Below are 25,146 nucleotides of genomic sequence, written 5' to 3' on the forward strand. Positions count from 1 at the left end.
CCACGCGGGAGGCGGACTATGGCTCGACGGTTGCCTTCCCCGCCGCCGAACCTGGCCGGGTTCAGCTACGTGCGGCCGCTCGGTTCCGGCGGGTTCGCCGACGTCTTCCTCTACGAACAGAACATGCCGAGGCGCCAGGTCGCCGTCAAGGTGCTCCTCGCCGAGGTCGTCAACGACCAGGTGCGGCAGCTGTTCCAGGCCGAAGCGAACCTCATGGCGCAACTGAGCTCGCACCCCTCGATTCTGACCGTGTTCCAGGCCAGCGTCTCCGCCGACGGCCGCCCGTACATGGTCACCGAGTACTGCTCGTCGACCCTCAGCCAGCGCTACCGGAGCGAGCCGCTCGCCGTCGCCGACGTGCTGCGGATCGGCATCACCGTCTCCGGCGCCGTCGAGGCCGCGCACCGGGCCGGCGTGCTGCACCGCGACATCAAGCCGTCCAACATCCTGGTGACCGCGTACGGGCATCCGGTGCTGTCCGACTTCGGCATCGCCGCCACGGTGAGCGAGGCGGAGCACTCCGAGGCGGTCGGCCTCTCCATCCCCTGGTCCGCGCCCGAGGTGCTGCGCGACGAGGTCTCCGGTTCGGTCGCGTCGGAGGTGTGGTCCCTCGGGGCGACCATCTATTCCCTGCTCGCCGGGCGCTCCCCGTTCGAGCTGCCCGGGTCCGAGAACACCTCGGCCGAACTCATGGCCCGCATCCAGAAGGCGGTCGTCCCGCCCATCGGGCGCGACGACGTCCCACCGCGCCTGGAGTCGATCCTCCGGCGTGCCATGTCGAAACGGCCGTCCGCCCGACAGCAGAGTGCCCTGGAGCTCGTGCGCGAGTTGCAATCCATCGAGGCGGAACTCGGCTACGCCCAGACGCCCCTGGACCTCATGGTCGACGAGTGGGCCGGCCAGACCGCCATCGATCCGCACGACCAGACCCGCATCTCTCCCCGCACGGTGGTCGGCAGGGACTCCCGACCACGGCGTCGCGCCCCATCGGGACACCAGGTACCGCACTCGTCGCACAGCCGCAGCACCCACGGGAATTCTGCGCCGCCGGCACGCGGGCGCCGTGGCGTCGTGATGCTCCCCGCGCTCATCACGGCATCCGTTCTCGTGGTCGGTCTCGCCGCCGTGTCGGTGTCGCTCCTGGCCGGCCGGGCGTCGAGCGACATCCCGTCGGTCACGAACATCACCGGGACGATAGACGGGGGCACCATCGTCTTCAGCTGGTCCGATCCGGGACTCCGGCCCGACGACAGCTACGTGGTCATGACCGGCACGGGTGAGAGCAGCGTCCAGCGCCAGACCCAGTTCGCCATCGACCCACGCGGCGTGGATCGGGTGTGCATCCGCGTCACCGTGAGCCGGCAGGGAACCAGTGGCGCGCCCAGCCGTGAGACCTGCGTGGACGTGGGGAGCGCCCGGTGAACCTGCGCGGTCTCGCGCGCCACCGGTCGGCACTTGCGACCACCATCAGCGGGGCCCTTGTCGCCGCACTGATCGCCACCGTCGCCGTGGTCTCCAGCGGCTACACGGCCGAGCGGTTCGACCTCGGCGACGGAGCGGTCTGGGTCAGCAACAGCGCAAGGCACGTCGTCGGCCGGGCCAACACCGTGATCCAGGAGCTCAACACCGTCGTCCCCACCGGGGACTCGCCCGTGGACGTGGTGCAGCAGGGGTCCACGGTGCTCGTCGTCGACCAGGGGGAAGGTTCCCTCGGCATCCTCGATCCCGCCACGGCAGAGATCACGAAGTCCGTGCCGATGCCCCCCGAGCCCGCGGTCTTCCTCAGCGGCGACCGGGCCGTGGTGAGCTCCGCGGGCAACGTCTGGAGCGTTCCGGTCGACGGCCTCGACGGCTTCGACGCCACGTCACGCCCGGCGCTCTCCCTCGGAGCGCTCTCGGTCTCCACCATGGACCCCGACGGACGGTTCTTCTCGTTCGCCCCGACGACGGGCCTGGTGTCGGTCGTCGCTCCCGACCAATCGGTGAGCACGAGCGAGGTGGACGCCGGCACCGGCGACGACAGCTTCCAGATCTCAAGCGTCGGCGGCACCTGGGCCGTGCTGAACCAGACCAGCCGGCACCTGATCCTCCCCGGGCACGACGTCGACCTGTCGTCGACGGTCACCGGCACGCCCGTGCTGCAGCAGCCCCGCTCCGGCGGCGACAGGATGCTCATCGCACATGCGGGAGGCCTGCTCTCGGTAGGGATCTCCAACGGCGACGTGCGCGAGGTCGTCACCGGGAGGAACGGAAGGCCGGCCGCGCCAGCCACGGTGGGCTCGTGCTCCTTCGCCGCGTGGTCCGACGGTGCGGCATGGCGCTCCTGCGGCAGCACCGAGGGCGATGGGTCCGTCTCCGCGCTCGACGGGATCCAGGGCGACGCGCAGCTCACGCTGCGCGCCAATGGTGACAGCGTCGTGCTGAACGACACCACACACGGGGCCACGTGGGCGGTGCAACACGGCAACCAGCTCATCGACAACTGGGCCGAGCTGATGGACACCGAACAGAACCAGCAACAGGTGGAGCACAACACGGGGGACACCCCTCCCGATGTCGAGAAATCGCAGGTCGCGCCGGTGGCCACCGATGACGAATTCGGTGCACGCCCGGGTCGTGCCAACACGCTGCCCGTGCTCCTGAACGACTATGACGCGAACGGGGACGCGCTCGTCATCAGCGACCTGCATCCGTCGGGCGACACGGATGCCACCCTCACGAGCGTCGCCAACAACCAGCAGGTGCGGCTCACCCTGCCCGAGACCGCCGCGGGAAGCCTCACCTTCGACTACACGATCAGCGATGGCCGCGGCGGGAGCGACGTCGCCACCGTGACCGTCGCCGTCCGCTCCGACGCGGAGAATTCGCCGCCCGCTCAGGTGCGCTCCAGCCGTGCCAGCGTCAAAGCCGGGGGCCGCGTCACCAGCCACGTGCTCGGCGACTTCGTCGATCCCGACGGCGATCCCGTATACCTCGCCCGCGCCACTGCCGTCGCGCCGTCGACCGTGGGCTTCACGCCCGATGGTGCCGTCGTCTTCACGGCCCCCGACGAAGGCGCCACCGGCACCGCCAGCCGGGTCGGCCTCGAAGTCTCGGATGGACGGGCGGAGGGTTCCGGGAGCCTGACGGTCACCATTCAGCCGGCCGGGTCGGTGCCCATCATCCCCGAGCCGTTCGTCGTCCTGGCGACAGCGGGCGACGAGGTGACGGTGTCCCCGCTCGGCCACGTCCGGGGCGGTTCGGGCCTTCTGCGCCTGAGCGGCGTCCCCGCCAAACCGGACGCGACCATCACCCCCGACTTCACCGGCGGCACCTTCCGGTTCCGCAGCGACGTCGTCGGCACCCATTACCTGGACTACGCCGTCACCGACGGCCAGCTCAGCGCAACCGGCCGGGTGCGCATCGACGTCGCCCCGCCCCAGGACGAGAACCAGCCCCCCGTCACGGTTCCCCACACCCTCTTCCTCCGCGGCCAGCACCCGGGGCTGGCCGACGTGCTCGCCACAGACTTCGACCCGGCCGGCGGCGTGCTGCTGGTCACCGGGGTGACCTCCGCGCCGGCGGGCCTGCGCGTCGAGATCCTCGAACAGCGGATGCTGCGCGTCACGGCCACGCATCCGCTCGACGACGGCCCCGTCACCATCGGATACCGCGTGAGCAACGGACTCGCCGACGCCACCGGCAGCGTCACCGTCATCCCCATCCCCGAGCCGGCCCGCAAGCAGGCGCCCGTCGCCACAGCCGACACGGTGTCCGTGCGCGCCGGCGATGCGATCGACATCCCGGTGCTCGACAACGACGAGCACCCCGACGGCGACCCGCTGACCCTGCACCCCACACTCTCGACCGGCCTCGAGCCGGGCGCCGGCCTGCTATTCCCGTCGGGCAACGTGCTGCGTTACCTCGCCCCGTCGCAACCGGGCAACTTCACCGCCGTGTACCGCGTCGACGCGCCGGACGGCCAGTTCGCCAGCGCGGCCGTGCACATCGCCGTGCGGGAGGCGGACGCCCTGTCGAACACGGCGCCGGTACCGAAGCCCATCACGGCACGTGTCCTCGCGGGCCAGAGCGTGACAATCCCGATCCCCCTCTCGGGAATCGACCCGGACGGTGACTCCGTCCAACTGCTCGGGCAGGAGACCAATCCCGAGAAGGGAGCCGTCACATCCGCCGGCGCCGACTCGATCACCTACCAGGCGGGGGAGTACTCGGCGGGCACGGACAGCTTCACCTACGTCGTCGTCGACGCCCTGGGGGCGAAGGCCACGGGCATCGTGCGTGTCGGCATCAGCCCCCGGCAGGGCGGCGCCCGCAACCCGATCGCCAATGAAGACGAGGCCACCGCCCGGCCGGGAAGCTCGGTCTCGGTCCAGGTGCTCGCCAACGACTCCGACCCCGACGGAAGCGCCCTCACCGTCACCGGGGTGACCCCCATCGTCGACGGCGCCACAGCGACCACCGACGGGGAGGTCGTGGTCGTCACCGCGCCGGCTCTCCCCGGCCGGTACGGCTTCATCTACGACATCCAGAACGAGCGCGGGGGAACGAGCTCGGCCTTCCTCACCGTCGTGGTGGCCGAGGACGCGCCGCTTTCCCGCCCCGAGGCGCACGACACCGTGCTCAGCCTCTCCGACATCATCGGTCGCGACCACGTCGACGTCGACGTGCTGGACCACGTCTTCTTCGCCGACGGCTCGCCGAACGACCTCCGGCTCGCCGTGCTGCCCGGCTACCCCGCCGACGTGACCGCCGCCCACGACATCCGCGTGCAGATCGGCCAGCGCAGCCAGATCATCCCGTTCTCCGTGACGCACCCCGACGACCCCGCCATCGTCGCGTACGCCTTCATCTGGGTGCCCGGTTTCGCCGACGCGCTGCCGCAGCTGCGGAAGGGGATGCCGCCGCTCACGGTCCAAAGCGAAGCGACCCTCACCATCGACATCAACGACTACGTGGTGGCCGTCGGCAGAAAGAACGTGCGACTGAGCGACCCCGACAGCGTCAAAGCCACACACGGCGACGGCGCCCGCCTGGCAGTGGACGCCGACACGCTGCGGTTCACCAGCGCCGAGACCTACTATGGCCCGGCATCCATCTCGTTCGACGTCACCGACGGAACGTCGGCTGCCGACCCTGACGGCCGCCGCGCCACCATCGTGCTGCCGATCGACGTGACGCCGCGCAAGAACCAGCCGCCGACCTTCGACGGCGCCGTCCTCGACTTCGAGCCCGGCCAGTCCAAGGTGATCGACCTCTCCCGGCTCACCACCTACCCGTACCCCGACGATCGGGGCGAACTCGCGTACACGGTGCTGGAGCCGAAGCCCACCGGCTTCAGCGCCACCCTCGAGGGCCAGCAGCTCACCATCCAGGCGGCGGAGCCGACGCCCAAGGGCGCCCGGCAGTCGCTCACCGTGGGCGTGCGCGACAGCATCAACGAGGGCCGGGCCGGCCGCATCGAGATGCGCATCGTCGCCTCGACCCGGCCCATGGCGCAGCCCGCAGCGGATGCCGCGGTCGCGCCACGCGGGAAGACCACCGTGGTCGACGTGCTGGCCAACGACAACGCCACCAACCCGTTCCCCGACGTGCCCCTCACGGTCATCGCCGTGCGCGGCGCCGACACGGCCGCCCTACCGGAGGGCGTCGAAATCACCCCCAGCGCCGACAAGCGCCGCCTTGCCGTCACCGTGGCCGCCGACGCCCCGCCCGTCGACATGGCGCTGCAGTACCAGGTGGCGGACGCCACCGGCGACCCCGATCGGTACGCGTGGGGCAGCGTGAACATCTCCGTGCAGGACAAACCCGACCCGGTGAGCGGCCTCGCCCTGACCGGTTTCGGGAACCAGACCCTCTCGGTGGGCTTCAGCCCGGGCTCCGACAACAACGCCGCGATCACCGGCTACGAGATCACCCTCCGCGACGCCGCGACGGATGCCGTCGTCGGCACGAGCACGTGCGAGGCGACCGCGTGTGCCGTCAACACCCCGGGCAACGGGCAGGCGCATGCCGTGCGGATCCAGGTGGCGGCGCGAAACGCGCTGGGGCTCTCCACCGTGACCACGCTCGCGGCACCCGCCTGGTCCGACATCGTGCCCGCCGCGCCCACCGGCCTCACCATCGCACCTCTCGACGGTGGCCTGCGCCTGGGCTGGAAGCCGGTGACCACCGGCGGGGGCGGGAGCCCGGTGAACCGGTACGCCGTGACGGTGGGCGGCACCACCCTCGCCGACGTGAGCGCCGCGTCGTGCACGCGCGACGCCTGCACGAAGGACGTCGGCAACCTGGCCAACGGCGTCGACGTCACCGTCACCGTCAGTGCCCGCAACGACGCGTACCCGGCGCTCGCCGAGTGGAACAGCGCCCAGGCCAGCGGGCATCCGTACGGCCCGGCGACCGCGGGCGCGATCCAGGCCGACGGAACGGATGCCGCGGGCACGGTCACCGTCAGCTGGGACCCGTTCGACGGGCACGGCGACCCGGTCACCGGGTACTACGTGCAGCGCCTCACCGCCAACACCGTCCCCACCGGCGCCCAGGCCTGCAGCGTCACCAGCCCGGCGCCGGGGACGCTGAACGCGCCCACGGCCGGCGGCGTGGTGGCCGAGCAGGCACGGGTGGATGCCGCGAACCAGTCGGTGACCTTCACCGGCCTGGAGTCCGAGGCTACCGACTATTACTTCCTCGTCTGGGGGTACAACCGGGCCGGCTGCGCGCACACCGCCGTCGCGCACGTGCTGATGCGCCCGGCGCCCGGTCCGGTGACCGCCGTCGAGGGGGCGATGAAGACGCAGGGTCAGACCTTCGACTACTACGTCACCGGCATCACGCCCAGCTTCGACCACTACCAGATCCGCGCCATCGGCTCTCAAGAAGTGAAGCCACTCGGAACCATCGCTCCGCGGAAGACACTCGGTCTTCCGTTCGGCGAAGCCGCCCACTTCGAGCTGCAGGGCTGCACGGCGTGGGACGCTTGCGGACCGTGGTCGGATGCCGCTGCGCCGGAGCCCTCGCTCAGCTTCACCGTGTCTGACCTCACCTACGATGCCATCACGGGTATCTTCAGCTGGACGAACGGCCCGTCGAACGGCAAGCTCACCGCGAAGTACACCTGCTTCGCGGATGCCGCTCCGACGCGCACCGGAAGCGCCGGCGACAACGGGAAGGTCTGCGTCATCCCGGGCGCACCCACCAGCGGACCCGTGCACCTCGTCGTCGAGATCAACACACACAAATACAGCTACGACGTGCACGCCAACAACGAAAGCGAACCGAAATGACGATGACCCCCGACCAGGCCGCCCGGTTCGCGGACGTCTTCGAGCGGCTCGTGCACGGGGTCGAGCAGGTTCTCCTCGGCAAGCAGCACGTCATCCGCACCGCGTTCACCGCGCTGCTGAGCGAAGGCCACCTGCTCCTGGAGGACGTCCCGGGCACCGGCAAGACCTCGCTCGCGCGCGCGGTCGCGGAGAGCGTGCGGGGCAGCAGCAACCGCATCCAGTTCACCCCCGACCTGCTGCCCGGTGACATCACGGGCGTGAGCATCTACGACCAGCGCAGCGGCGCCTTCGAGTTCCACCGCGGGCCGGTCTTCTCCACGATCGTGCTCGCCGACGAGATCAACCGGGCGAGTCCGAAGACGCAGGCCGCACTTCTCGAGGTGATGGAGGAGGGGCAGGTGACGGCGGATGGCGTGACCCACCCGGTCGGGTCGCCCTTCATGGTCATCGCGACCCAGAACCCCGTCGAGCAGGCCGGCACCTACCGGCTCCCCGAGGCGCAGCTGGACCGCTTCCTCATGAAGGCCTCCATCGGCTACCCCGACCACGCCTCCACGGTGCGCATCCTCGAGGGCGCCCTGCACGGCACACAGCCCGCCCGGGTGCCGGCCGTGCTGTCGGCGGAGACGGTCGTCGAACTCGCCGCGCTCGCGCGCACGGTCTTCGTCGACGCGACCATCAACGATTACGTGTCGCGGCTGATCGAGGCGACCCGCACCGCGCAGGAGGTGCGACTGGGGGCGAGCGTGCGCGGCGCGCTCGCGCTCATCCGCGCCGCCAAGACCCACGCCGCCGCGCTCGGCCGGCACTACGTGATCCCCGACGACGTGAAGTCGCTGGCCGAGCCGGTCCTCGCGCACCGGCTGCTGCTCGACCCGGAAGCGGAGTTCGAGGGCGTGACCACCTCGAGCGTGATCGCACAGGTGCTCATCGAGACCCCGCCGCCGGGAGATCGGGTCGCGGGATGAGCCGGTCGGAGGCGACGGCACCCCGGGCCAGGTTCGAGCTGCGCGAGGGGTTCCTCGCCGGTGCGATCGTGTGGCTGGTGCCGGCCGGCAGGCGCGCACGAGGCAGCCTCGCCCGGCTTGCCGGCGCCGTGGCATCCGTCGTCACCCTGCTCGGTCGCTGGGTGGGCGCACTGGTCGCCCTCTCGTTCGTGCTCGGGTACGTGCTCGGCTGGTCCGAACTCGTCGCCATCGCCTGGGCGGGGCTCGTGCTCACGCTCGTCGCGTCGCTGTACCTGCTCGGCCGCAACGCCTACCGGGTGGCGCTGACGATGACCGCGGACCGCGTGGTGGTCGGCGAACGGGTTCCCGGCCACGTGGCGGTCGAAAACGCGTCGCAGCACCGCGTGCCGGGCGTGCGGGTGGAGGTGCCGGTCGGCGCCGGCATCGCCGAGTTCCTCACCCCGAGCCTCGGGCGGGGAGGGTCGACGGGCGACGAGTTCATGGTGCCCACCACGCGGCGCGGGGTGATCCCCATCGGCCCGGTGCACCTGGTGCGCGGCGACCCGCTCGGGCTGTTCCGGCGGGAGCGCAGCTGGGAGGAACGGCGGGAACTTTTCGTGCACCCGCGCACCATCTCCATTCCGAGCCTGTCCACCGGGCTCATCCGCGACCTCGAAGGCAGCCCAACCCGCGATCTCACCTCGAGCGACATCGCCTTCCACGCGCTCCGCGAATACCTGCCCGGCGACGAACGCCGCAACATCCACTGGAAGAGCACGGCCAAGGCCGGCACCTACATGGTGCGCCAGTTCGAGCAGTCGCGCCGCAGCCACCTGGTCGTGGCGCTCGGCCTCGGCGACCAGGACTACGAGACGGATGACGAGTTCGAACTGGCCGTCAGCGTCACCGGTTCGCTCGCCGGCCGGGCCATCCGCGATGCCCGCACGGTCTCGGTGGTGGTGGGCGACGGAGGCCGCGGTGCCGGCCGCCGCGGCATCCGCCGGCTCAGCACCCTCACCCGCACCCGACTGCTCGACGACCTCAGCCGCCTGGAACGGTCATCCGCTGCCCTGCCCCTCGCGGAGCTCGGACGCCAGGCCGGGGAGAGCACCGCCGGGATCTCCGTCGCCTTCCTCATCTGCGGATCCGCCACGACATCGGGGCAGCTCAGGGAGGCATCACGCACCTTTCCCGCCGGCGTGGACGTCGTCGCGGTCATCTGCGATCCCGAAGCGGTCCCCAGCTTCCGCCGGGTCGCCGAGCTCACGGTCTTGCGGATCGGCTACCTGGAGGACCTGCAGAAGAGCCTGGCCCGATCGGCGGCGGCGTGACGGCGCGCCGGGAGATCCGCGCCAGGCACCGCGGCAGGTGGAGGGGGTTCGCGGCGGGCAACGCGCTGGCCGTCGCCGCGAGCGTCGGGGTTGCGGCCGCCGAGTTCTGGCCGGTGTACCAGAGCCGCGCGTACGTCGTGCTCGTGGCGGTCACCTGCGCGATCGGCCTCGGCATCGCCATCGTCGGGGCCCGGTTCCGCTGGCCCGCGTGGGCGCTCGTGATCGCCACCGTGTTCGCGTACCTCATCGCCGGGGTGCCCCTGGCCGTTCCGGGGCTCGCCGCCTGGCATGTGCTCCCGACCGTCGATGGACTGCGGGAGCTGCTCGCCGCGACGGCGCTCAGCTGGAAGCAACTGGTCACCATCGTGCTGCCGGTGGGCAGCTACCAGTCGCTGCTCGTGCCCGCGTTCATCCTCACGCTGGTGTGCACCGTCGTGGCCGGCTCGCTGGCCCTGCGCGCCCGGCATCCGCAGTGGGCGATGCTCGCCCCGGCGGCCATGTTCCTGGCCGCCATCGCCCTCGGGCCCGTCTCGGCACCGGCCGCCACGGAACTCGGCATCGGCCTCTTCGTCGTGCTGCTGTTCTGGCTGCTCGGGCTCCGCTGGTACCGGCGGAGGTTCAGCATGAACCTGATCGCCCGGCGCTCGCGCAGCAGCGTCGAGGCCGCCACCACCGGGCGGAGCACGGGGCGCGGCTTCGCCGGGGCAGCCGTGATCATCGCGGTCGCCGTGGCGGCCGGCGGCGCGGCGGCCGTCGCCCTGCCCCCGCCGGTGACCCGGGACGTCGTGCGTGCCCGGGTGGAGCAACCGTTCAACCCGCGGGCGTACCCCAGCCCGCTGTCCGGGTTCCGCAACTACCTGCAGCCCGAGCGCGCCGACGAGCCGATGTTGACGGTCACCGGCCTGCCGGAGCGGGGGCGGCTCCGGCTGGCCGCCCTCGACAGCTACGACGGCATCGTCTATTCCGTGGGCAGCGACACGACGACGAGCGCATCCGGGTCGTTCACCCGCCTGCCGTACCGGCTCGACCAGGGCGGCGTGCACGGCGAACCCGCCACCATCGCCGTCACGGTCGACGGATACGACGGGGTGTGGGTGCCCGGCACCGGCGCCCTGGAACGCATCACCTTCGGGGGCGCCACGGCAGAGGCACGGACCGACGCGTTCTACTACAACGACAACAGCCGCACCGGGGCCGTGCTCGGCGGATTGTCGACCGGCGACAGCTACCGAGCGCGCTCGGTCGTTCCGGCCGCGGTCGCCGACCTGTCGACGCTGCGTCCCGGAGCCGCGGCGCTTCCCCCGCTCGGCGACCTCCCCGACGGGCTTCCAGAGGCGCTGGCCGGCTATGTCAAACCCGGGCAGGCACCGGGGCAGCAGCTGCAGTCCATGATCGAGGGTCTCACGGCCGAGGGCTACGTCAGCCACGGCGGGGAAGGCGACGGGCCGGTGAGCCGTTCGGGCCACGGCGCCGATCGCATCAGCGAACTCTTCGAGCGCACGCCCATGCTCGGCGACGCCGAGCAGTACGCCGTCGCCGCGGCCCTCATGGCACGTCAGATCGGCTTCCCCGCCCGGGTGGTCGTCGGCTTCGACCCCGACGCGGAGGGATCGACCGTGACCGTCACCGGCTCGGACATCTCCGCCTGGATCGAGGTGCAGGACGCCAAGGGCGCTTGGGTCACGGTCGACCCGAACCCGCCCCTGCGCCCGGTGCCGCCGGCGTCGCCCGAGGACGCCACCCAGGTCTCTCGGCCCCGCTCGGTGGTTCCACCGCCCGAGCAGGTCACCGCTCCCCAGAAGGACCTCAGCCCGACGGCGGGCGACGAGGGCGACCCGCCCCGGCTCCCCGACCCGATCCTCGCCCTGCTGCTGACGGTGCTCCGCGTCGCGGGCTGGTCGGTCCTCGCGCTCGCGGTGATCGCACTGCCGTTCCTCATGATCGTCCTGTCGAAGAAGCGCAGGCGACGCCTCCGCTTCCGGGCCGCCACACCGCTCGCGCGCATCCAGGGCGGGTGGCGCGAGGTCGCGGACACCGTCGCCGACTACGGGGTGGAGGTGCCGCGTGGTGCGACCCGTACCGAGTTCGCCGAGACGGTGGGCGGGATGCGGCCGCTGGTTCTCGCATCCGTTGTCGACCGAGCCAGCTTCGCGCCCGCCGAGCCCGGACCGCACGACGCCGACGAGGTGTGGCGGGCCGTGCGCGAACTGCGCCGGGCCCTCGCCGGCGAGCGCACCCGGCGCCAGCGGTTGCGGGCGCTCATCTCGCTGCGCTCATTCGGTCGGTACGCTGGAAAAGCCTGAGAACGAGGAGGAGTGTCGTGAACTGCCGGATCTGTGGGGCCACGCTGCCGGAGGGCGCGATGTTCTGTGGCGAGTGCGGCAGCTCGTCAACGGCGACCCCGGTCTCCCGGCGGCGCCCCGATCCGCGGCCGTCAGACACCACCGTCATTCCCGCGCTGCCGCCCGCGCGGCACGTGGTCTCGGTGCCCGTGGAGCAGGCGCCGGCCCCGCAGAACGCCGAGCCCGGCGCCGCACCGGGAGCGGTGAGCACCGCTGATGTGCCCGCGGAGACCGCGCGGTGGATGGCCGCCTCCGCACCGGCGTCTGGGCAGCGGTTCCAGCTGCAGTTCTCGACCGGCGAGACGATCTCGGTCGCGGGCACGGGGCTCCTCGGCCGCCGCCCATTGCCTGAGCCCGCGGAGTATTTCGACCACCTGATCCAGATCAACGACGTCGGGATGTCGGTCTCCAAGAGCCACCTCGAGTTCGGCCAGGACGAGGGCCGACTGTGGGTGAGCGACCGGTACTCCGCGAACGGCACCGTCGTCCGCCGGCCGGGGGAGCGCGCCATCCGCTGCGAACCCGGGCGCCGCTACCTCGTGCCGAGGGGAACCCGCGTGGAGATCGCTGAGCAGTTCTTCATGGTGAGCTGAGGGCGTCCTCCCCAGGCGGCGGTGGGAACCGGCCCTCCACCGATGACGACGATCGCCGTATCGGCGCGTACCGCGGTGGTTCTCTGGAGCGGTGATCGCTTCGGACCGGACATTCCACCTGCCGGCCGCCCCGCCGGCGCCGGCGCGGCCGCCGTTCCCCGTCGTCGCCACCCTGGCCCCGCTGGCCGTGTCGGCGCTGATCTTCGCCATCACCGGCTCCGCCTATGTGTTGCTGTTCGCCGCGCTCGGGCCGGTGATCGCCGTGGCCACCATATTCGACGGCAGGCGAGCGGTGCGCCGCGCCGGTGCCCGCCGGCGGGCGGCGACGAGCGAGGCCTTTGAGGCGCTTCGCACGGCCGTGGGCGACGAGCTCGAGCGGCTCAGAGCGGAGGCGCGCGATACGGCGCCAGACGCCGCGTCCATTCTGAGCGGACAGGCCGAGCTCCGGCGCTGGGCGGCCCGACCGACCGACGAGCGGATGCCCGTCGTGCTGGGGGCGGGAACGGTGCCGAGCGGCATCCGTTTCGACGGCGGCGGGGCCGGACCGCCCGCTGACGGCATCGCGGCCGAGGAACGGGCCGATGAGGAGGAGCTCCGCCGGTTCGCCGCCGAGCTCACGGGCGTGCCGCTGGCGGCCGACGTTGCCGGTGGCGTGGGAATCGTGGGGCCGCTCGCGCTCGGGCGGGCGGTGGCCCGGGCCCTGCTGGTTCAGGTGGCGCACCTGTACCCGCCCGGCCGCGTCGGCTTCCGTGCCCCGGATGGCCAGGAGTGGGCGTGGCTGGACCAGTTGCCCCATGCCCTCGCGCGCTCGCCGGCGACGCTCGTCGGCGTGTGCGAGCCGGGTCACCGGCATGACGCCTGCTGTCTCCTGGCTCTCAGCGAGACCGTCGATCGGCTCCCACCCGGGTGCGGCAGCGTGCTGCAGCTTCGAGGGACCGGCGCGGCGACCATCGTCCGCCGACCCGGGCGCGTCGCCGCTGCACCCGTGCGGACCGAACTCGTCTCGGTGGCCGACGCCGCCGGCTTCGCCGTGGCGCTCGCCGCCCAGGCGGAGCGCGCCGGCCTTGTCGGCAGCGGACGCGTGGTTCCCGCGCACGTGTCCGCCGCTGATCTCTGGGGTGAGGCCGGACTGCTGGCCGACACCGGGGGGCAGGCAGAACCGCGCGCCACTGCCACACTCGAGTGTCCCATCGGCCGCGGCGCGGCAGGCACGGTCACCGTCGACCTCGTCGGCGCCGGCCCGCACGCCGTCGTGGGCGGCACGACCGGCAGCGGCAAGAGCGAGTTGCTGGTCACCTGGGTCACATCGATGGCGGCGGCGTACCCGCCCGAGCAGGTCACGTTCCTGCTGGTGGACTTCAAAGGCGGCTCCGCCTTCACGCCGTTGATCGGACTGCCGCACTGCGTCGGACTCGTCACCGACCTCGACGACACCCAGGCTGCCCGCGCCCTCACGAGCCTCCGCGCGGAGGTCCGCCACCGTGAGCGGATCCTCCGTGACGCGCGAGCCCGAGACATCACCGACGCCGGTGTCGCCGGTCGTCTGCCCCGGCTGGTGATCGTCGTCGATGAGTTCCAGGCGATGCTCGGGGCATTCGACGACCTGCACATGCTGTTCACCGATCTCGCCGCGCGCGGCAGATCCCTCGGCATCCACCTGATCCTCTGCACGCAGCGGCCGGCCGGGGTGGTGCGCGATGCCCTGCTGGCCAACTGCACGCTGCGGCTCTCCCTGCGGGTGAACAACCGATCCGACAGTGTCGCCGTCCTCGGCGTCCCCGACGCCGCAGACCTCCGCGCGGCGGAGCCCGGTCGCTGCCTGCTCGCGGCCGGCGAGGGCGCCGTCGGGCCCTGCCAGGTCGCGGTCACCCGGGAGGAGGACATCGCGCAGGTGGCGCACCGGTCGCGGCACTCCGCACCGCCCCGACGCCCCTGGCTCGAGCCGCTTCCACCCGTTGTGACCATGGCCGATCTGGCGGGCCGGGCGGCCGACGTGCCGGGCCGGTTGGAACGTGACCCGTCCACCCGGATCCTCGGCCTCCTGGACGAGCCCGAGGAGCAGCGCTACCGCATCGCCGCGTATCGTCCCGGCGTCGACGGCCACCTGCTCGTGATCGGGGGAGCGGGATCGGGCAAGAGCGGCCTGGTCGCCTCCCTCGCCGCGCAGGGGCACGGCCTGGACCAGCCGGCGCCGAGAGGCGTGGAAGGCATCTGGGACGCGCTGGAGGCGGGGACGGCGTTGCTCGACCGGGCAGCGCGCTGGACCGGGCCCGACGAGCGGGACTCCGCGCATCAGTTGCTGTTGCTCGACGACTTCGACGCGGTGTTCGCGCGCTGGGCTCCCGACTACCAGGCCGCAGCCGTGGACCGGCTCGGAGTGCTCCTCCGGCAGGGGAGGGAGGCGGGACTCACGGTGGTGATCACCGTTCAGCGCCTCGGCGGACAGCTCGGTTCACTCGCCGCGCTCTGTCCGGAAACCCTGTTGCTCCGGCTTCCCCATCGCGAGGAGCATCGCGCGGCGGGCGGGGACCCGGCGCGGTACGATCCGGCCCTGCCCCCGGGCGGCGGATACTGGCGGGGATCCCGGGTGCAGCTCGTCGAGCCTCCCCGAACGCACGACCGGGAGCCGGGGGACAGCGACTCGGCCGTGGAACGCATCTCGGCAGGGCGAGCGGTGCTGGTCGTCTCCTCAGGGCCGGCCCGGACCGCCGCGGAGCTGCGGGCGCGCCGCGGGGGCGCGGCGGTGCTCGAGCTCGGCACCGGCCGGTCCGGGCAGCTGGAACTGCAGGAGCTGGGCGCCGGCACCGCGCTCGTCGGGGATCCCGATGCCTGGCAGGCGCATTTCGGGCTCCTCGCGGCGCTTCGCACACGCACCGACATCGTGTTCGACGGCTGCACGCTCGGGGACTACCGGTTGATCAGCCGCCGCCGGGACCTTCCCCCGGCGCTCGCCCCGCACCGGGCCCGGCTGTGGCTGCTCGGGCCCGACGGCGAGGTGCGCCGGGCGGTGTGGGAGTGATCGACCCGCTCAGCGCAGGACGTCGGCCAGCGCCCGGTGCGCCAGCCCGTGGGCCGCCGCCACCGGCTCGTTCACCACGTCGCCGGCGAAGACGTTCAGCCCTCGCGCCAGCGCGGGATCGCCCCGCATCGCATCCTTCCACCCCTGCCCGGCGACCGAGCGCACGAACGGGAGCGTCGCGTTGGTGAGCGCGTAGGTGGACGTGTTCGGTACAGCACCGGGCATGTTGGCCACGCAATAGAACAGCGAGCGGTGCACGGTGAACACCGGGTCGGCGTGGGTCGTGGGGTGCGAGTCCTCGAAGCAACCGCCCTGGTCGACCGCGATGTCCACCAGCACGCTGCCCTCCTTCATCCGCTTCACCAGCGCGTTGGTCACGAGTTTGGGCGCCCGGGCGCCGGGAATCAGCACCGAACCGATCACCAGGTCGGACTCGACAACAGCCTTCTCGATCTCGAAACTGTTCGAGGCAATGGTCTTCACGCGCCCGAAATGCAGCGCGTCGAGCTCGCGGAGCCGGGCGAGGTTGGTGTCGAGCACCGTCACCTCGGCGCCCAAGCCGAGGGAGACCTGCAGGGCCGCCGTGCCGGCGACACCGCCTCCGAGCACCGTGATCTTCGCCGGGTGCGTGCCCGGCACGCCAGGCACCAGGAGACCGCGCCCTCCGCTGGGCTTCAGCAGCACGTTCGCTCCCACGATTGGTGCCAGCCGGCCCGCCACCTCGCTCATGGGCGCCAACAGGGGGAGGGCGCCGCCCTGCAGCTGCACCGTCTCGTAGGCGATCGCCGTGACCCCCGCCTGCTGCAGGGCCCGGGTGAGCCGTTCGTCGGCGGCCAGGTGCAGGTAGGTGAACAGCACGAGGTCGTCGCGGAAATGACGGTATTCCTCGGGGATCGGTTCCTTGACCTTGAGCACCAGCTCTCCCGCAGCCCAGGTGGACTCCGCGTCGGGGAGAATCGTCGCCCCGGCGGATGCGAAGCTCTCGTCGGCGATCGACGACCCGGCGCCCGCGCCCGACTGCACGAGCACCTCGTGCCCGTGCGCCACGAGGTCATGCACGCCGGACGGGGTGATGGCGACGCGGAATTCGTTGTTCTTGATCTCGGTGGGAATGGCGATTCTCATCTGGCTCCTTCGCCGGTCGATCGCTGCTGCTGTGGTCTGTAGTGATGTCTTACGCGTAGCTGGGGCGAACCCAGCCGACGACGTGTCCGCCCCCGGCAACGCCGAGGTCGAGGCGAGGCGCGACGGCCTCGAGGTCCGAGCGCGACAGGGCGCCCGCGTCACGCAGGAGGCTCAGGGCGACGATCATCCCGGCGCGCAGGTTGCCGTCGAGGATCTTCAGCGCCACGGTCGTGCCGTTGTCGGCCGAGGCCACCACCGTGCCCTCCGCGCCGCTCTTCACGAAGATTCCGAGCCGTTCGATGACCACCGTGTCGGCCTTGCCGGGGCCGGCGATCGCCCATCCGTTCTCCCGGAGCGCTTCGCCGAGGAAGCCCGCCTCACGGTAGATCGCGAACGGTGAGTTCGAGCGCGACGTGGCGATACGCGCGATGCCGTGCCCCAGCGCCGTGAGCGACATCGCGTGCACCGGGGCGCCGCAGCCGTCCACGCCCGTGGCGGCCGGTCGCTGCCCGGTGAAGCGCTCGACGACGTCGAGAATGTGCTTCTGCAACGGATGCTCCGGGTCGAGGTACCCGGCCAGCGGCCAGCCGTTCTGCCGGCAGGCCACGAGCATCGCCGCGTGCTTGCCCGAGCAGTTCATGAAGAGCCGGTCCTTCTGGCCCCCTGAGCGCACCAGGGCGTCGCGCGTCGCCTGGTCCTCCGGCCAGGCGGCCGGGCAGGCGAGGGCGGTGACGGGAATGCCGGCCCGGGTGAGGATGCCCCGCACCAGCTCCACGTGGCGCAGGGTGCCGGTGTGACTGGCGGTGGCGATGGCGGCGTCCTCACCGCGCAGCGTGACGCCGCTCGTCATGACGGCGACGGCCTGGAACGGTTTGAGCGCCGAGCGCGGGAACACCGGCGCATCGACGGCGCCCAGGGTGCGCAGCACCTCGCCCTCGCCGTTCATCACGACCGCCGAACCCACGTGGCGGGATTCGATGAAGCCGCTGCGCTCCACGACCGCCAGCTCGACGGCATCCGATGCGGTGAAGGTCCCGCTCACGCCTGCGTTCCCTTCCGGACGACGGCTGTCGTCACAGGGCCGCCATTGCTTCGTCGATGACGGAGAGGGCGTCGCGGATGAGCTCGTCGGACAGCGCGAGGCTCGGCAGGAATCGGAGCACGTTGCCGTAGGTGCCGGCTGTCAGCACCAGCACGCCGTGCTGTGCTGCGTAGGCGGCGATGGCAGAGACGGCGGCGGCGTTCGGAACCTTCGTGGTGTCTCCGGTGCCGGCCTCGACGAGCTCGATCGCGATCATCGCTCCGCGGCCGCGGATGTCGCCGATGATGTCGTACCGGCTCTTCAGTTCTTCCAGGCCGCTCACGAGGGTCGTCCCGATGCGCTCACCCTCGGCGAGCAGGTCGTTACGTTCGATCGATTCGAAGACGGCGATCGCGGCGGCGCAGGCGACGGGGTTGCCGCCGAAGGTGCCGCCGAGCCCGCCGGGCTGGGCGGCATCCATGATCTCGGCGCGACCGGTCACGGCAGCCAGGGGAAGGCCACCGGCGATGCCCTTGGCCGTGAGCACGAGGTCGGGAACCCAGCCGAAGTGCTCGCTGGCGTAGAACCGGCCGGTGCGGGCCATGCCGCTCTGGATCTCGTCGGCGATCATCACGACGCCGTTGGCGGTGCACCACTCCTGCAGGGCCGGCAGGTAGCCATCGGCGGGAACCATGAACCCGCCCTCGCCCTGGATGGGCTCGGCGACGAGGCAGGCGAGGTCGGTGGCTCCCACGACCTTCTCGAGGTAAGCGATCGTGCGGGCCGCCGCCTCGGCGCCCGTCAGGCCGTCGTGGTACGGGTACGAACTCGGCGCGTGGTACACGTCGCCGGCGAGCGGGCCGAACCCGGTCGCGTAGGGCGCGGCCTTGAAGTTCATCGCCATGGTGAGGTTGGTGCGGCCGTGGTACGCGTGCTCGAGCACGGCGACGGCGCGGCGCCCGGTGTACTTGCGGGCGATCTTCACGCCGTTCTCCACGGCCTCGGCGCCGGAGTTGATGAGCACCGACCGCTTCGGGAAATCGCCCGGCGTGTGCGTGGCGAGGAGCTCCGCCACCCGCACGTACTCCTCGTACGGGGTGATCGTGAACAGCGTGTGGATGAACTCGCCCACCTGCGCGGCGGCCGCCTCCACGACGCTCGACTCCGTGTGGCCGATGGTGGTCACACCGATGCCCGCGCCGAGGTCGATGAACTGATTGCCGTCCACGTCGACGAGGATCGCGCCGTTGGCCTTCTCGATGTAGACCGGCAGCGTGGAGCTGACCCCCGCGGAGACCACCTCGCGACGTCGCTCCTGCAGCTCCATCGACTTGGGGCCGGGGATCGCGGTGACGATCCGGCGTTCCTGGGGAACGGTGTACACGGGGGCAGGGGCAAGGGACGTGTCAGTCATGATGATCCCAGCTTACTGAGCCTCTCGGGTCGCCGCCCGTGCTGCCACAATCGATTCTGTGCCGGCTCTGACCGGCAACGGATGCGAGAGGGAGACCATGACCATGACGCACCACTACGACGTGCAGCTCACCTGGGAGGGCAACCGGGGAACCGGCACCAGCCACTACCGTGAATACGGGCGCGAAGTGCGCGTGGAGGCGGCCGGGAAGCCGACCATCGCCGGGTCGGCGGACCCCACCTTCCACGGGAACGCCGACCGCTGGAACCCGGAGGAGCTGCTGCTCGTGGCGCTCAGCCAGTGCCACCTGCTGTCGTACCTGCACGCCGCCACGCAGCATGGAGTCACCGTGCTGAGCTACACCGACGAGGCGACCGCGACCATGGAGACGAGCCCCGACGGCGGCGGCCGGTTCACGTCGGCGACCGTGCGCCCGCGGGTGACGATCAGCGATCCGTCGCAGATCGAGCTGGCCGACAGCCTGCACGAGCAGGCCAATCGGCAGTGCTTCATCGCGGCATCCGTCAACTTCCCGGTGCACCACGAGGCGGTGACGGTCGCGGAGTGAGACCCGCCCGTGTCGACCCGGTGGTACGTGGGCACGACGTGCTCCACGAACACCGGTGAGGTGATCGGGAACCCGGCTTCCACTTCTACCCCGACGAGAACGGGATGGTCGAAATCGGCTACACCGTGCTGCCCGAGTTCCGGGGCAGAGGGCTGGCCACCGTGATCGCAGGCGAACTGCTTCAGTTCGCGGTCCTCCCTCCTCCGTGAGGGGACAACTTTCCCTAGTGAAACCGCTCGCCGACTAGGTAAAGCTGGCCCCTCACGGGGATCCCAGCCGGGCGGGGCAGGGCGGCGAGCGGCCGCTAGGCGGAGAGCCTGGCGAGCGTCTGCTCGATGACCGACGCCGCGTCGTCGATGAGCTCCTCGGAGATGACGACCGACGGCATGATGCGCAGCACCGAGTCCCAGCTGCCCGCGTCGAGGACGATGACGCCCTGGGTCGCGGCCTCGGTGATGACCTGCTTCAGCGCCTCGGGGTAGGGGGTCTTCGTGCCGGGGTGCACGAGCTCGACGCCGAACATGGCGCCCTTGCCGCGCACCTCGCCGACGATCGGGAAGCGCTCCGGCCAGTCGCCGATGCGCGCCCAGAGCGACTTCTCGACCCGCTGCGCCTCGGCGATCAGGTTTTCCTTCTCGATGATGTCGAACACCGCGAGGGCCGCGGCGGTGGAGACCGGGTTGCCGCCGAAGGTGCCGCCGATCCCTCCGGGCTGCACGGCGTCCATGATCTCGGCGCGCCCGGTGACGGCCGCCAGTGGGAACCCGCCGGCGATGCCCTTCGCGCTCGTGACCAGGTCGGGCACGACGCCGTGGTGCTCGATCGAGTACCAGGTGCCGGTGCGCCCGATGCCCGCCTGGATCTCGTCGGCGACGAAGACGATGCCGTTCTCGGTGCAGAACTCGCGGATGCGTTTGAAGAAGCCGTCGGCGGGGATGATGACGCCGCCGTCGCCCTGGATCGGCTCGACGAAGAAGGCGGCGATCTCGCTCGCACCGATGTGCGTGTTGATGTAGTCGATGGTCTTCTCGGCCGCCTCCTCGCCGGAGAGGCCGTCACGGAACGGGTAGCTGATCGGCACGCTGTACAGCTCGGCGGGGATCGGCCCCATGCCGGCGCGCTCGGGCCAGGGGCGGTAGGTCATGCCCATGGTGAGGTTGGTGCGGCCGTGGAAGGCGTGGTCGAGGCTCACGATGGCGCGGCGCCCGGTGTACTTGCGGGCGATCTTCACCGCGTTCTCGACCGCCTCCGCGCCGGAGTTCACGAGGATCGAGTGCTTCTCGAAGTCGCCCGGCGTGATCTCGGCGAGCTTCTCGGCGACGCGCACGTAGTTCTCATACGGGGTGACGGTGAAGAGCGTGTGCGTGAGCTTCCCGGCCTGTTCGGCGGCCGCCGCCGCGACCTCGGGGTGCGCGTGACCGATAGTGGTGACACCGATGCCGCAGCCCAGGTCGATCAGCTGGTTGCCGTCCACGTCGACGAGGATCGCCCCGGATCCGCGCTCCATGTAGATGTTCGCGAGGGTGCCCGCCCCGGCCGAAACGGATGCGACGCGGCGCTTCTGCAGGTCGACCGACTTGGGGCCGGGGAGCTCGGTGACGACGTTGCGCTGCTGGGGGACGGAGAACTCGCGAGTCATACCGACAAGCCTAAGCCGCCCCGCTGGGCGTTCCCGCTCAGAGGCGCTCGCGGGGGAAGACGCGGTCGGCGATCTTGTGCAGGGCGCCGGCAGGAGGCGACTCGTTGTACTTGCCCGCGAGTTCCTGCCCGGTGAGCGCGTGGATGGCGGCCATGATCTCGTCGGTCGCCAGCCGCCTCGCCTTTCCGGAGTCCGCCGTCCCGTGCACGCTCACGTCGATGGGAGTGCCGAACTTCACGGTGACCTTGGCGACCTTCGGCACGTTCGACCCGACCGGCTGGATGTCCTGCGTGCCGATCAGCCCGACGGGAACCACGACGGCGCCCGTGGTGAGGGCCAGCCAGGCCACGCCGGTGCGGCCCTTGTAGAGACGGCCGTCGATGGACCGGGTGCCCTCCGGGTAGATGGCGAAGGCGTTGTCGGCCTCGAGGATGCGCCGCCCCGCGTCGAGTGCCTCCTGCGCGGCCTGCCCGGCCCCACGCTCCACGCCCACCGCACCGATCGAGGTGAAGAACGTGCGCGAGAGGTGCCCCTTGATGCCCTTGCCGGTGAAGTAGGTGTGCTTGGCGAGGAACTGCACCGGCCGCGGGGCGGTCAGCGGGATGACGAGGCTGTCGACGAAGGAGAGGTGGTTGCTGGCGAGGATGACGCGCCCGGTCTTGGGGATGTTGTCGCGACCGGTGATGTGCGGCCGGAAAACGAGGCGGGCGATCGGCGCGAGGATGCCATAGCCGAGGAAATAGACCAGCCCGGGTCGGCGCGCAGGGCCAGCAAGCACGGGTTCCTCGGCATCGTCGGCGGCGTCTGTCACGGTCTCCGACTCTACCGCCGTCTGTATGCGCTGGGCGGAATGGGCGGGCTCCCTCCTAGGCTGGGGGGATGCGGCGAGTCATTATTCTGGGATCAACGGGTTCGATCGGAACGCAGGCGCTGGACGTGATCCGCGCCAACCCGGGCCGGTTCGAGGTGGTCGGCCTCTCCGCCGGCAGCAACCGCACCCTGCTGGAGACCCAGGCGGCAGCGTTCCACGTTCCGCACACCGCGCTCGGCGAGGTGGAGGCCGAGCAGCTGGTGCGCGACGTCGAAGCGGATGTCGTGCTCAACGGCATCACCGGCTCCGTCGGCCTCGGCCCGACCCTCGCAGCCCTGGAGTGCGGCCGCACGCTCGCCCTGGCGAACAAGGAGTCGCTCATCGTGGGCGGCGAACTCGTCAAGGCACTGGCCGCGCCCGGCCAGATCGTGCCCGTCGACTCCGAGCACTCCGCCATCGCCCAGGCCCTGCGCGCCGGAACGGCGGCGGAAGTGCGCCGACTGGTGCTCACCGCATCCGGCGGGCCGTTCCGTGGGCGCACGCGCGATGAGCTCCACCGGGTGACGCCCCGGGAGGCCCTCGCGCACCCCACCTGGGACATGGGGCTCGTCGTGACGACGAACTCCGCCACCCTCGTGAACAAGGGCCTCGAGGTGATCGAGGCGCACCTGCTCTTCGACGTGGACTACGCGCACATCGACGTGGTGGTGCATCCGCAGTCGGTCGTGCACTCGATGGTGGAGTTCATCGACGGCTCGACGATCGCGCAGGCGTCGCCGCCCGACATGCGGTTGCCGATCTCGCTCGGGCTCGACTGGCCCGACCGGGTGGGCGGGGTGGGCGCGCCGGTCGAATGGACCACGCCGCACCAGTGGACGTTCGAGCCACTCGATGAGGGGGCGTTTCCCGCCGTCGCGCTCGCCAAGTCCGTCGGGACCGCCGGAAGCACCTACCCCGCCGTCTTCAACGCCGCCAACGAACAGGCCGTCGCGGCGTTCCACGCCGGCCGCATCGCGTTCCCGGGCATCGTCGACACGGTGGTGCGCGTGGTCGAGTCGCACGACCCGGAGGGGGCACTCACCCGGGAGTCGCTCGCCGCGGCGGAAGCGTGGGCGCGCCGCGAGGCGGATGCGATCATCGCCGGCCGGTAGGGACCGGCGTCGCCCTGCCGGTCAGTTCCCGGCAGGGGGCGCGGGCGATTCACTCGGCGTGGGTGTTGACGTATCCGCCGGCGTGGTGGGCTCAGGGCTCGGCGTCGTCGGTTCCGGAGTGGGAGTCGATGGTGGCTTGGGGGCCGTCGTCGTGTCGCCGCCGCCGGAATCGCCCTTCGAATTCCCGTTGCCCGAGTTGCCGGAATCGTCGTTCCCGGAGTCGTCGGGGGCCGGGGTGGGCTTGTGCTCGCCGGAATCCCCGGAGTCCTCTGGCGTGGTGGGCTGCGGCGCTTCCTCCGACGTCGACGGCGACGGCTTCGGCGTCGGGCTCGACGTTTCCGTGCCCGGCTGACCGGTGGCGGCGAGGTCGGTGCGCACCTGGTTGATGGCTGCCTGGATCTGGGCCGAGCGGGCACCGGTGACGTCGCCCGCTGCCGCGGCCGTCAGCAGGTCCGCCTGCAGGTCCGAGAGCGCCGCCTGCGCCCCGGCGAAGTCGCCGGCGGCGGCCCGCGTCGTGACCGTCTGCACTTCGGCCTGCAGCTGCTTGGCAGCGGATGCCGAGATCGCCGGCCCGGAGGCGCATCCGGAGAGGACACCGGCAACGAGCGCCGCTGAGGCGAGGGCGCCGGCGAAGCGTGCGCGGTTCACGGTTCCACGCTTTCCTGCAGCTGCTTCAGGTGCGTACCGAGAGTGCCCTCCACCGCCGGGTAGCTCGGCGGCGGTCCCTCCGGCGCCGTCTCCCGCGGCTGCAGTCCGAGGATGATGGCCGCGGTGGCGACCAGGAGCACGAGGGCCGCAGCGATAGCGATCAGGTTTCTCCGCATCGTGGACGGGGCGGGTGCCTCGTCGTCGGTGTGGAGGCGGGCGGCAGTCGTCGCTCTCGTCGCCCCCACCGGCGTCGCGACCGGCTCGGTCTCGGCGAGCAACCCGCGCGCCGCGAAGGCGCGCGTGACGGTCTCGTCGTCCTCGGGCACGTCATCCCCGTGGGTGGGCATGGCGACGGTCGAGAGGTCCGCCCCGGAGAGCGCCTCGGTGGGCCGGGTCGGCACCGCATCACCCTCGGCGCCCGCCTCCGACTGGGCGATGTATCGGAGCGCCATTGCCGCCTGCTCCGGGCGGGCCCGCTTGGCCGGGTCGCGCATGGTCATCCACTGCAGCACCTCGGTCCATTCCGGACCGAGGTCGTCCGGCATCTCGGGCTGCCGCTGCAGCCTCGCCATGGCGGACTCGATGGCCGTGCCCGGGTAGGCGCGTTCGCCGGTGAGGCACTCGAGCAGCACGAGCCCGAGCGAGTAGACGTCGCTGGTGGAGGTGAGCGGCAGCCCCTGGGCCTGCTCGGGGCTCAGGTAACTGGCGGTGCCGAGGAGCGCGCCGGTGGCCGTGAGGCGGGTGCTGTCCAGGAGCCGGGCGATGCCGAAGTCGGCGAGCTTCGCGTGGAAGACCCGGCCGGGAAAATCAGAGGGCGACAGCAGCACGTTACCGGGCTTGATGTCGCGGTGGATGATGCCGCGCGAGTGCACGTAGTGCAGCGCCTCGGCGAGGTCCGCGCCGATCTCGGCAACCTCCCGCGGCGGCAGCGGGCCCTGGGCGATGTGGTGGTTCAGGTCGGTGCCGTCGACGAACTCCATCACGATGAACGTGCGCGGCACGCCTTCGATCACGGCGGTGCCGGCGTCGAACAGTGTCACGAGCGACGGATGATTGAGGCTCGCGAGCACCGCGACCTCGCCGCTCTGCCGCTCGGGATCGGCCGCGTCGGTGCTGTCCACGCGGAACAACTTGAGGGCGACGGTTCGCCCCAGCGCGACATCCGTCGCCTGGTAGACGGTGGACATGCCTCCGGTACCGACGAGGCGGTCGATCCGGAAGCGGTCGCCGAGCACCTCGCCGATCGGGCTCATGGTG

General features: G+C 71.5%; 16 protein-coding genes and 1 pseudogene. 10 read left to right on the plus strand and 7 right to left on the minus strand.

The features are described 5' to 3' along the window. Positions 1 to 18: 18 nt before the first annotated feature. The 7 genes from EEJ31_RS06795 (at position 19) to EEJ31_RS06825 (ending at position 15,512) form a co-directional block, all read left to right on the plus strand. The gene (locus EEJ31_RS06795; protein WP_123045548.1) at positions 19 to 1,422 is read left to right on the plus strand and encodes a serine/threonine-protein kinase; all 1,404 of its coding nucleotides are present in this window, start codon (positions 19 to 21) and stop codon (positions 1,420 to 1,422) included. Continuing rightward, a complete protein-coding gene (locus tag EEJ31_RS06800) occupies positions 1,419 to 7,280 on the plus strand; it encodes an Ig-like domain-containing protein (protein WP_123045549.1) in 5,862 nt (1,953 codons plus the stop codon). The genes EEJ31_RS06795 and EEJ31_RS06800 overlap by 4 nt, the downstream gene beginning before the upstream one ends. Then, on the plus strand, positions 7,277 to 8,248 hold the full coding sequence (locus EEJ31_RS06805; RefSeq protein WP_123045550.1) for an AAA family ATPase: 972 nt from the start codon (positions 7,277 to 7,279) through the stop codon (positions 8,246 to 8,248). The genes EEJ31_RS06800 and EEJ31_RS06805 overlap by 4 nt, the downstream gene beginning before the upstream one ends. Next, positions 8,245 to 9,558 (plus strand): DUF58 domain-containing protein, encoded by a 1,314-nt coding sequence (locus EEJ31_RS06810; RefSeq protein ID WP_123045551.1) that lies wholly within the window; start codon positions 8,245 to 8,247, stop codon positions 9,556 to 9,558. The genes EEJ31_RS06805 and EEJ31_RS06810 overlap by 4 nt, the downstream gene beginning before the upstream one ends. Beyond that, a complete protein-coding gene (locus EEJ31_RS06815; RefSeq protein WP_233563771.1) occupies positions 9,555 to 11,861 on the plus strand; it encodes a transglutaminase-like domain-containing protein in 2,307 nt (768 codons plus the stop codon). Before EEJ31_RS06810 ends, EEJ31_RS06815 begins: the two co-directional genes overlap by 4 nt. Before the next feature lie 17 nt (positions 11,862 to 11,878). Next, a complete protein-coding gene (locus EEJ31_RS06820; protein ID WP_148040142.1) occupies positions 11,879 to 12,493 on the plus strand; it encodes an FHA domain-containing protein in 615 nt (204 codons plus the stop codon). A 91-nt stretch (positions 12,494 to 12,584) separates the two neighbouring features. After that, positions 12,585 to 15,512: an FtsK/SpoIIIE domain-containing protein gene (locus EEJ31_RS06825; RefSeq protein WP_123045553.1), complete on the plus strand. Its 2,928-nt coding sequence runs from the start codon at positions 12,585 to 12,587 to the stop codon at positions 15,510 to 15,512. 9 nt (positions 15,513 to 15,521) lie between these two features. Here EEJ31_RS06825 and ald read toward each other — a convergent pair whose 3' ends face one another. From ald to gabT, 3 genes are read right to left on the minus strand one after another with little or no spacing between them, the layout of a single operon-like run. After that, positions 15,522 to 16,637: an alanine dehydrogenase gene (ald, locus tag EEJ31_RS06830; RefSeq protein ID WP_123045554.1), complete on the minus strand. Its 1,116-nt coding sequence runs from the start codon at positions 16,635 to 16,637 to the stop codon at positions 15,522 to 15,524. Between the two features lie 49 nt (positions 16,638 to 16,686). Further along, entirely contained in the window at positions 16,687 to 17,679 is a 993-nt protein-coding gene (locus EEJ31_RS06835; RefSeq protein WP_123045555.1) for an asparaginase, read from the minus strand. Between the two features lie 31 nt (positions 17,680 to 17,710). Beyond that, on the minus strand, positions 17,711 to 19,072 hold the full coding sequence (gene gabT / locus EEJ31_RS06840) for a 4-aminobutyrate--2-oxoglutarate transaminase (protein ID WP_123045556.1): 1,362 nt from the start codon (positions 19,070 to 19,072) through the stop codon (positions 17,711 to 17,713). 97 nt (positions 19,073 to 19,169) lie between these two features. On the opposite strand from gabT, the gene EEJ31_RS06845 reads away from it, so the two are divergent. Both EEJ31_RS06845 and EEJ31_RS14295 read left to right on the plus strand, forming a co-directional pair. Next, positions 19,170 to 19,640, plus strand: coding sequence for an OsmC family protein (locus tag EEJ31_RS06845; RefSeq protein ID WP_123045557.1), 471 nt, complete (start codon positions 19,170 to 19,172; stop codon positions 19,638 to 19,640). 89 nt (positions 19,641 to 19,729) lie between these two features. Then, positions 19,730 to 19,849: pseudogene (locus EEJ31_RS14295) on the plus strand (GNAT family N-acetyltransferase); the annotation flags it as partial. A gap of 95 nt (positions 19,850 to 19,944) precedes the next feature. Here the strand turns inward: EEJ31_RS14295 and EEJ31_RS06850 are convergent. Then, positions 19,945 to 21,279, minus strand: coding sequence for an aminotransferase class III-fold pyridoxal phosphate-dependent enzyme (locus EEJ31_RS06850; protein ID WP_123045558.1), 1,335 nt, complete (start codon positions 21,277 to 21,279; stop codon positions 19,945 to 19,947). A 37-nt stretch (positions 21,280 to 21,316) separates the two neighbouring features. Further along, entirely contained in the window at positions 21,317 to 22,090 is a 774-nt protein-coding gene (locus EEJ31_RS06855; RefSeq protein ID WP_123045559.1) for a lysophospholipid acyltransferase family protein, read from the minus strand. 68 nt (positions 22,091 to 22,158) lie between these two features. On the opposite strand from EEJ31_RS06855, the gene EEJ31_RS06860 reads away from it, so the two are divergent. Next, positions 22,159 to 23,241 (plus strand): 1-deoxy-D-xylulose-5-phosphate reductoisomerase, encoded by a 1,083-nt coding sequence (locus tag EEJ31_RS06860; protein WP_123045560.1) that lies wholly within the window; start codon positions 22,159 to 22,161, stop codon positions 23,239 to 23,241. A 21-nt stretch (positions 23,242 to 23,262) separates the two neighbouring features. On the opposite strand, the gene EEJ31_RS06865 is transcribed toward EEJ31_RS06860, so the two are convergent. Further along, positions 23,263 to 23,889 carry a hypothetical protein gene (locus EEJ31_RS06865; protein ID WP_123045561.1) on the minus strand — a complete coding sequence of 209 codons (627 nt, stop codon included), beginning with the start codon at positions 23,887 to 23,889 and terminating at the stop codon, positions 23,263 to 23,265. Further along, positions 23,886 to 25,142 (minus strand): serine/threonine-protein kinase, encoded by a 1,257-nt coding sequence (locus EEJ31_RS06870; protein WP_123045562.1) that lies wholly within the window; start codon positions 25,140 to 25,142, stop codon positions 23,886 to 23,888. The genes EEJ31_RS06865 and EEJ31_RS06870 overlap by 4 nt, the downstream gene beginning before the upstream one ends. Between the last annotated feature and the right edge of the window lie 4 nt (positions 25,143 to 25,146).

Origin of the sequence: Cryobacterium tepidiphilum, assembly GCF_003716325.1 — a bacterium.
Lineage (GTDB): Bacteria > Actinomycetota > Actinomycetes > Actinomycetales > Microbacteriaceae > Cryobacterium > Cryobacterium tepidiphilum.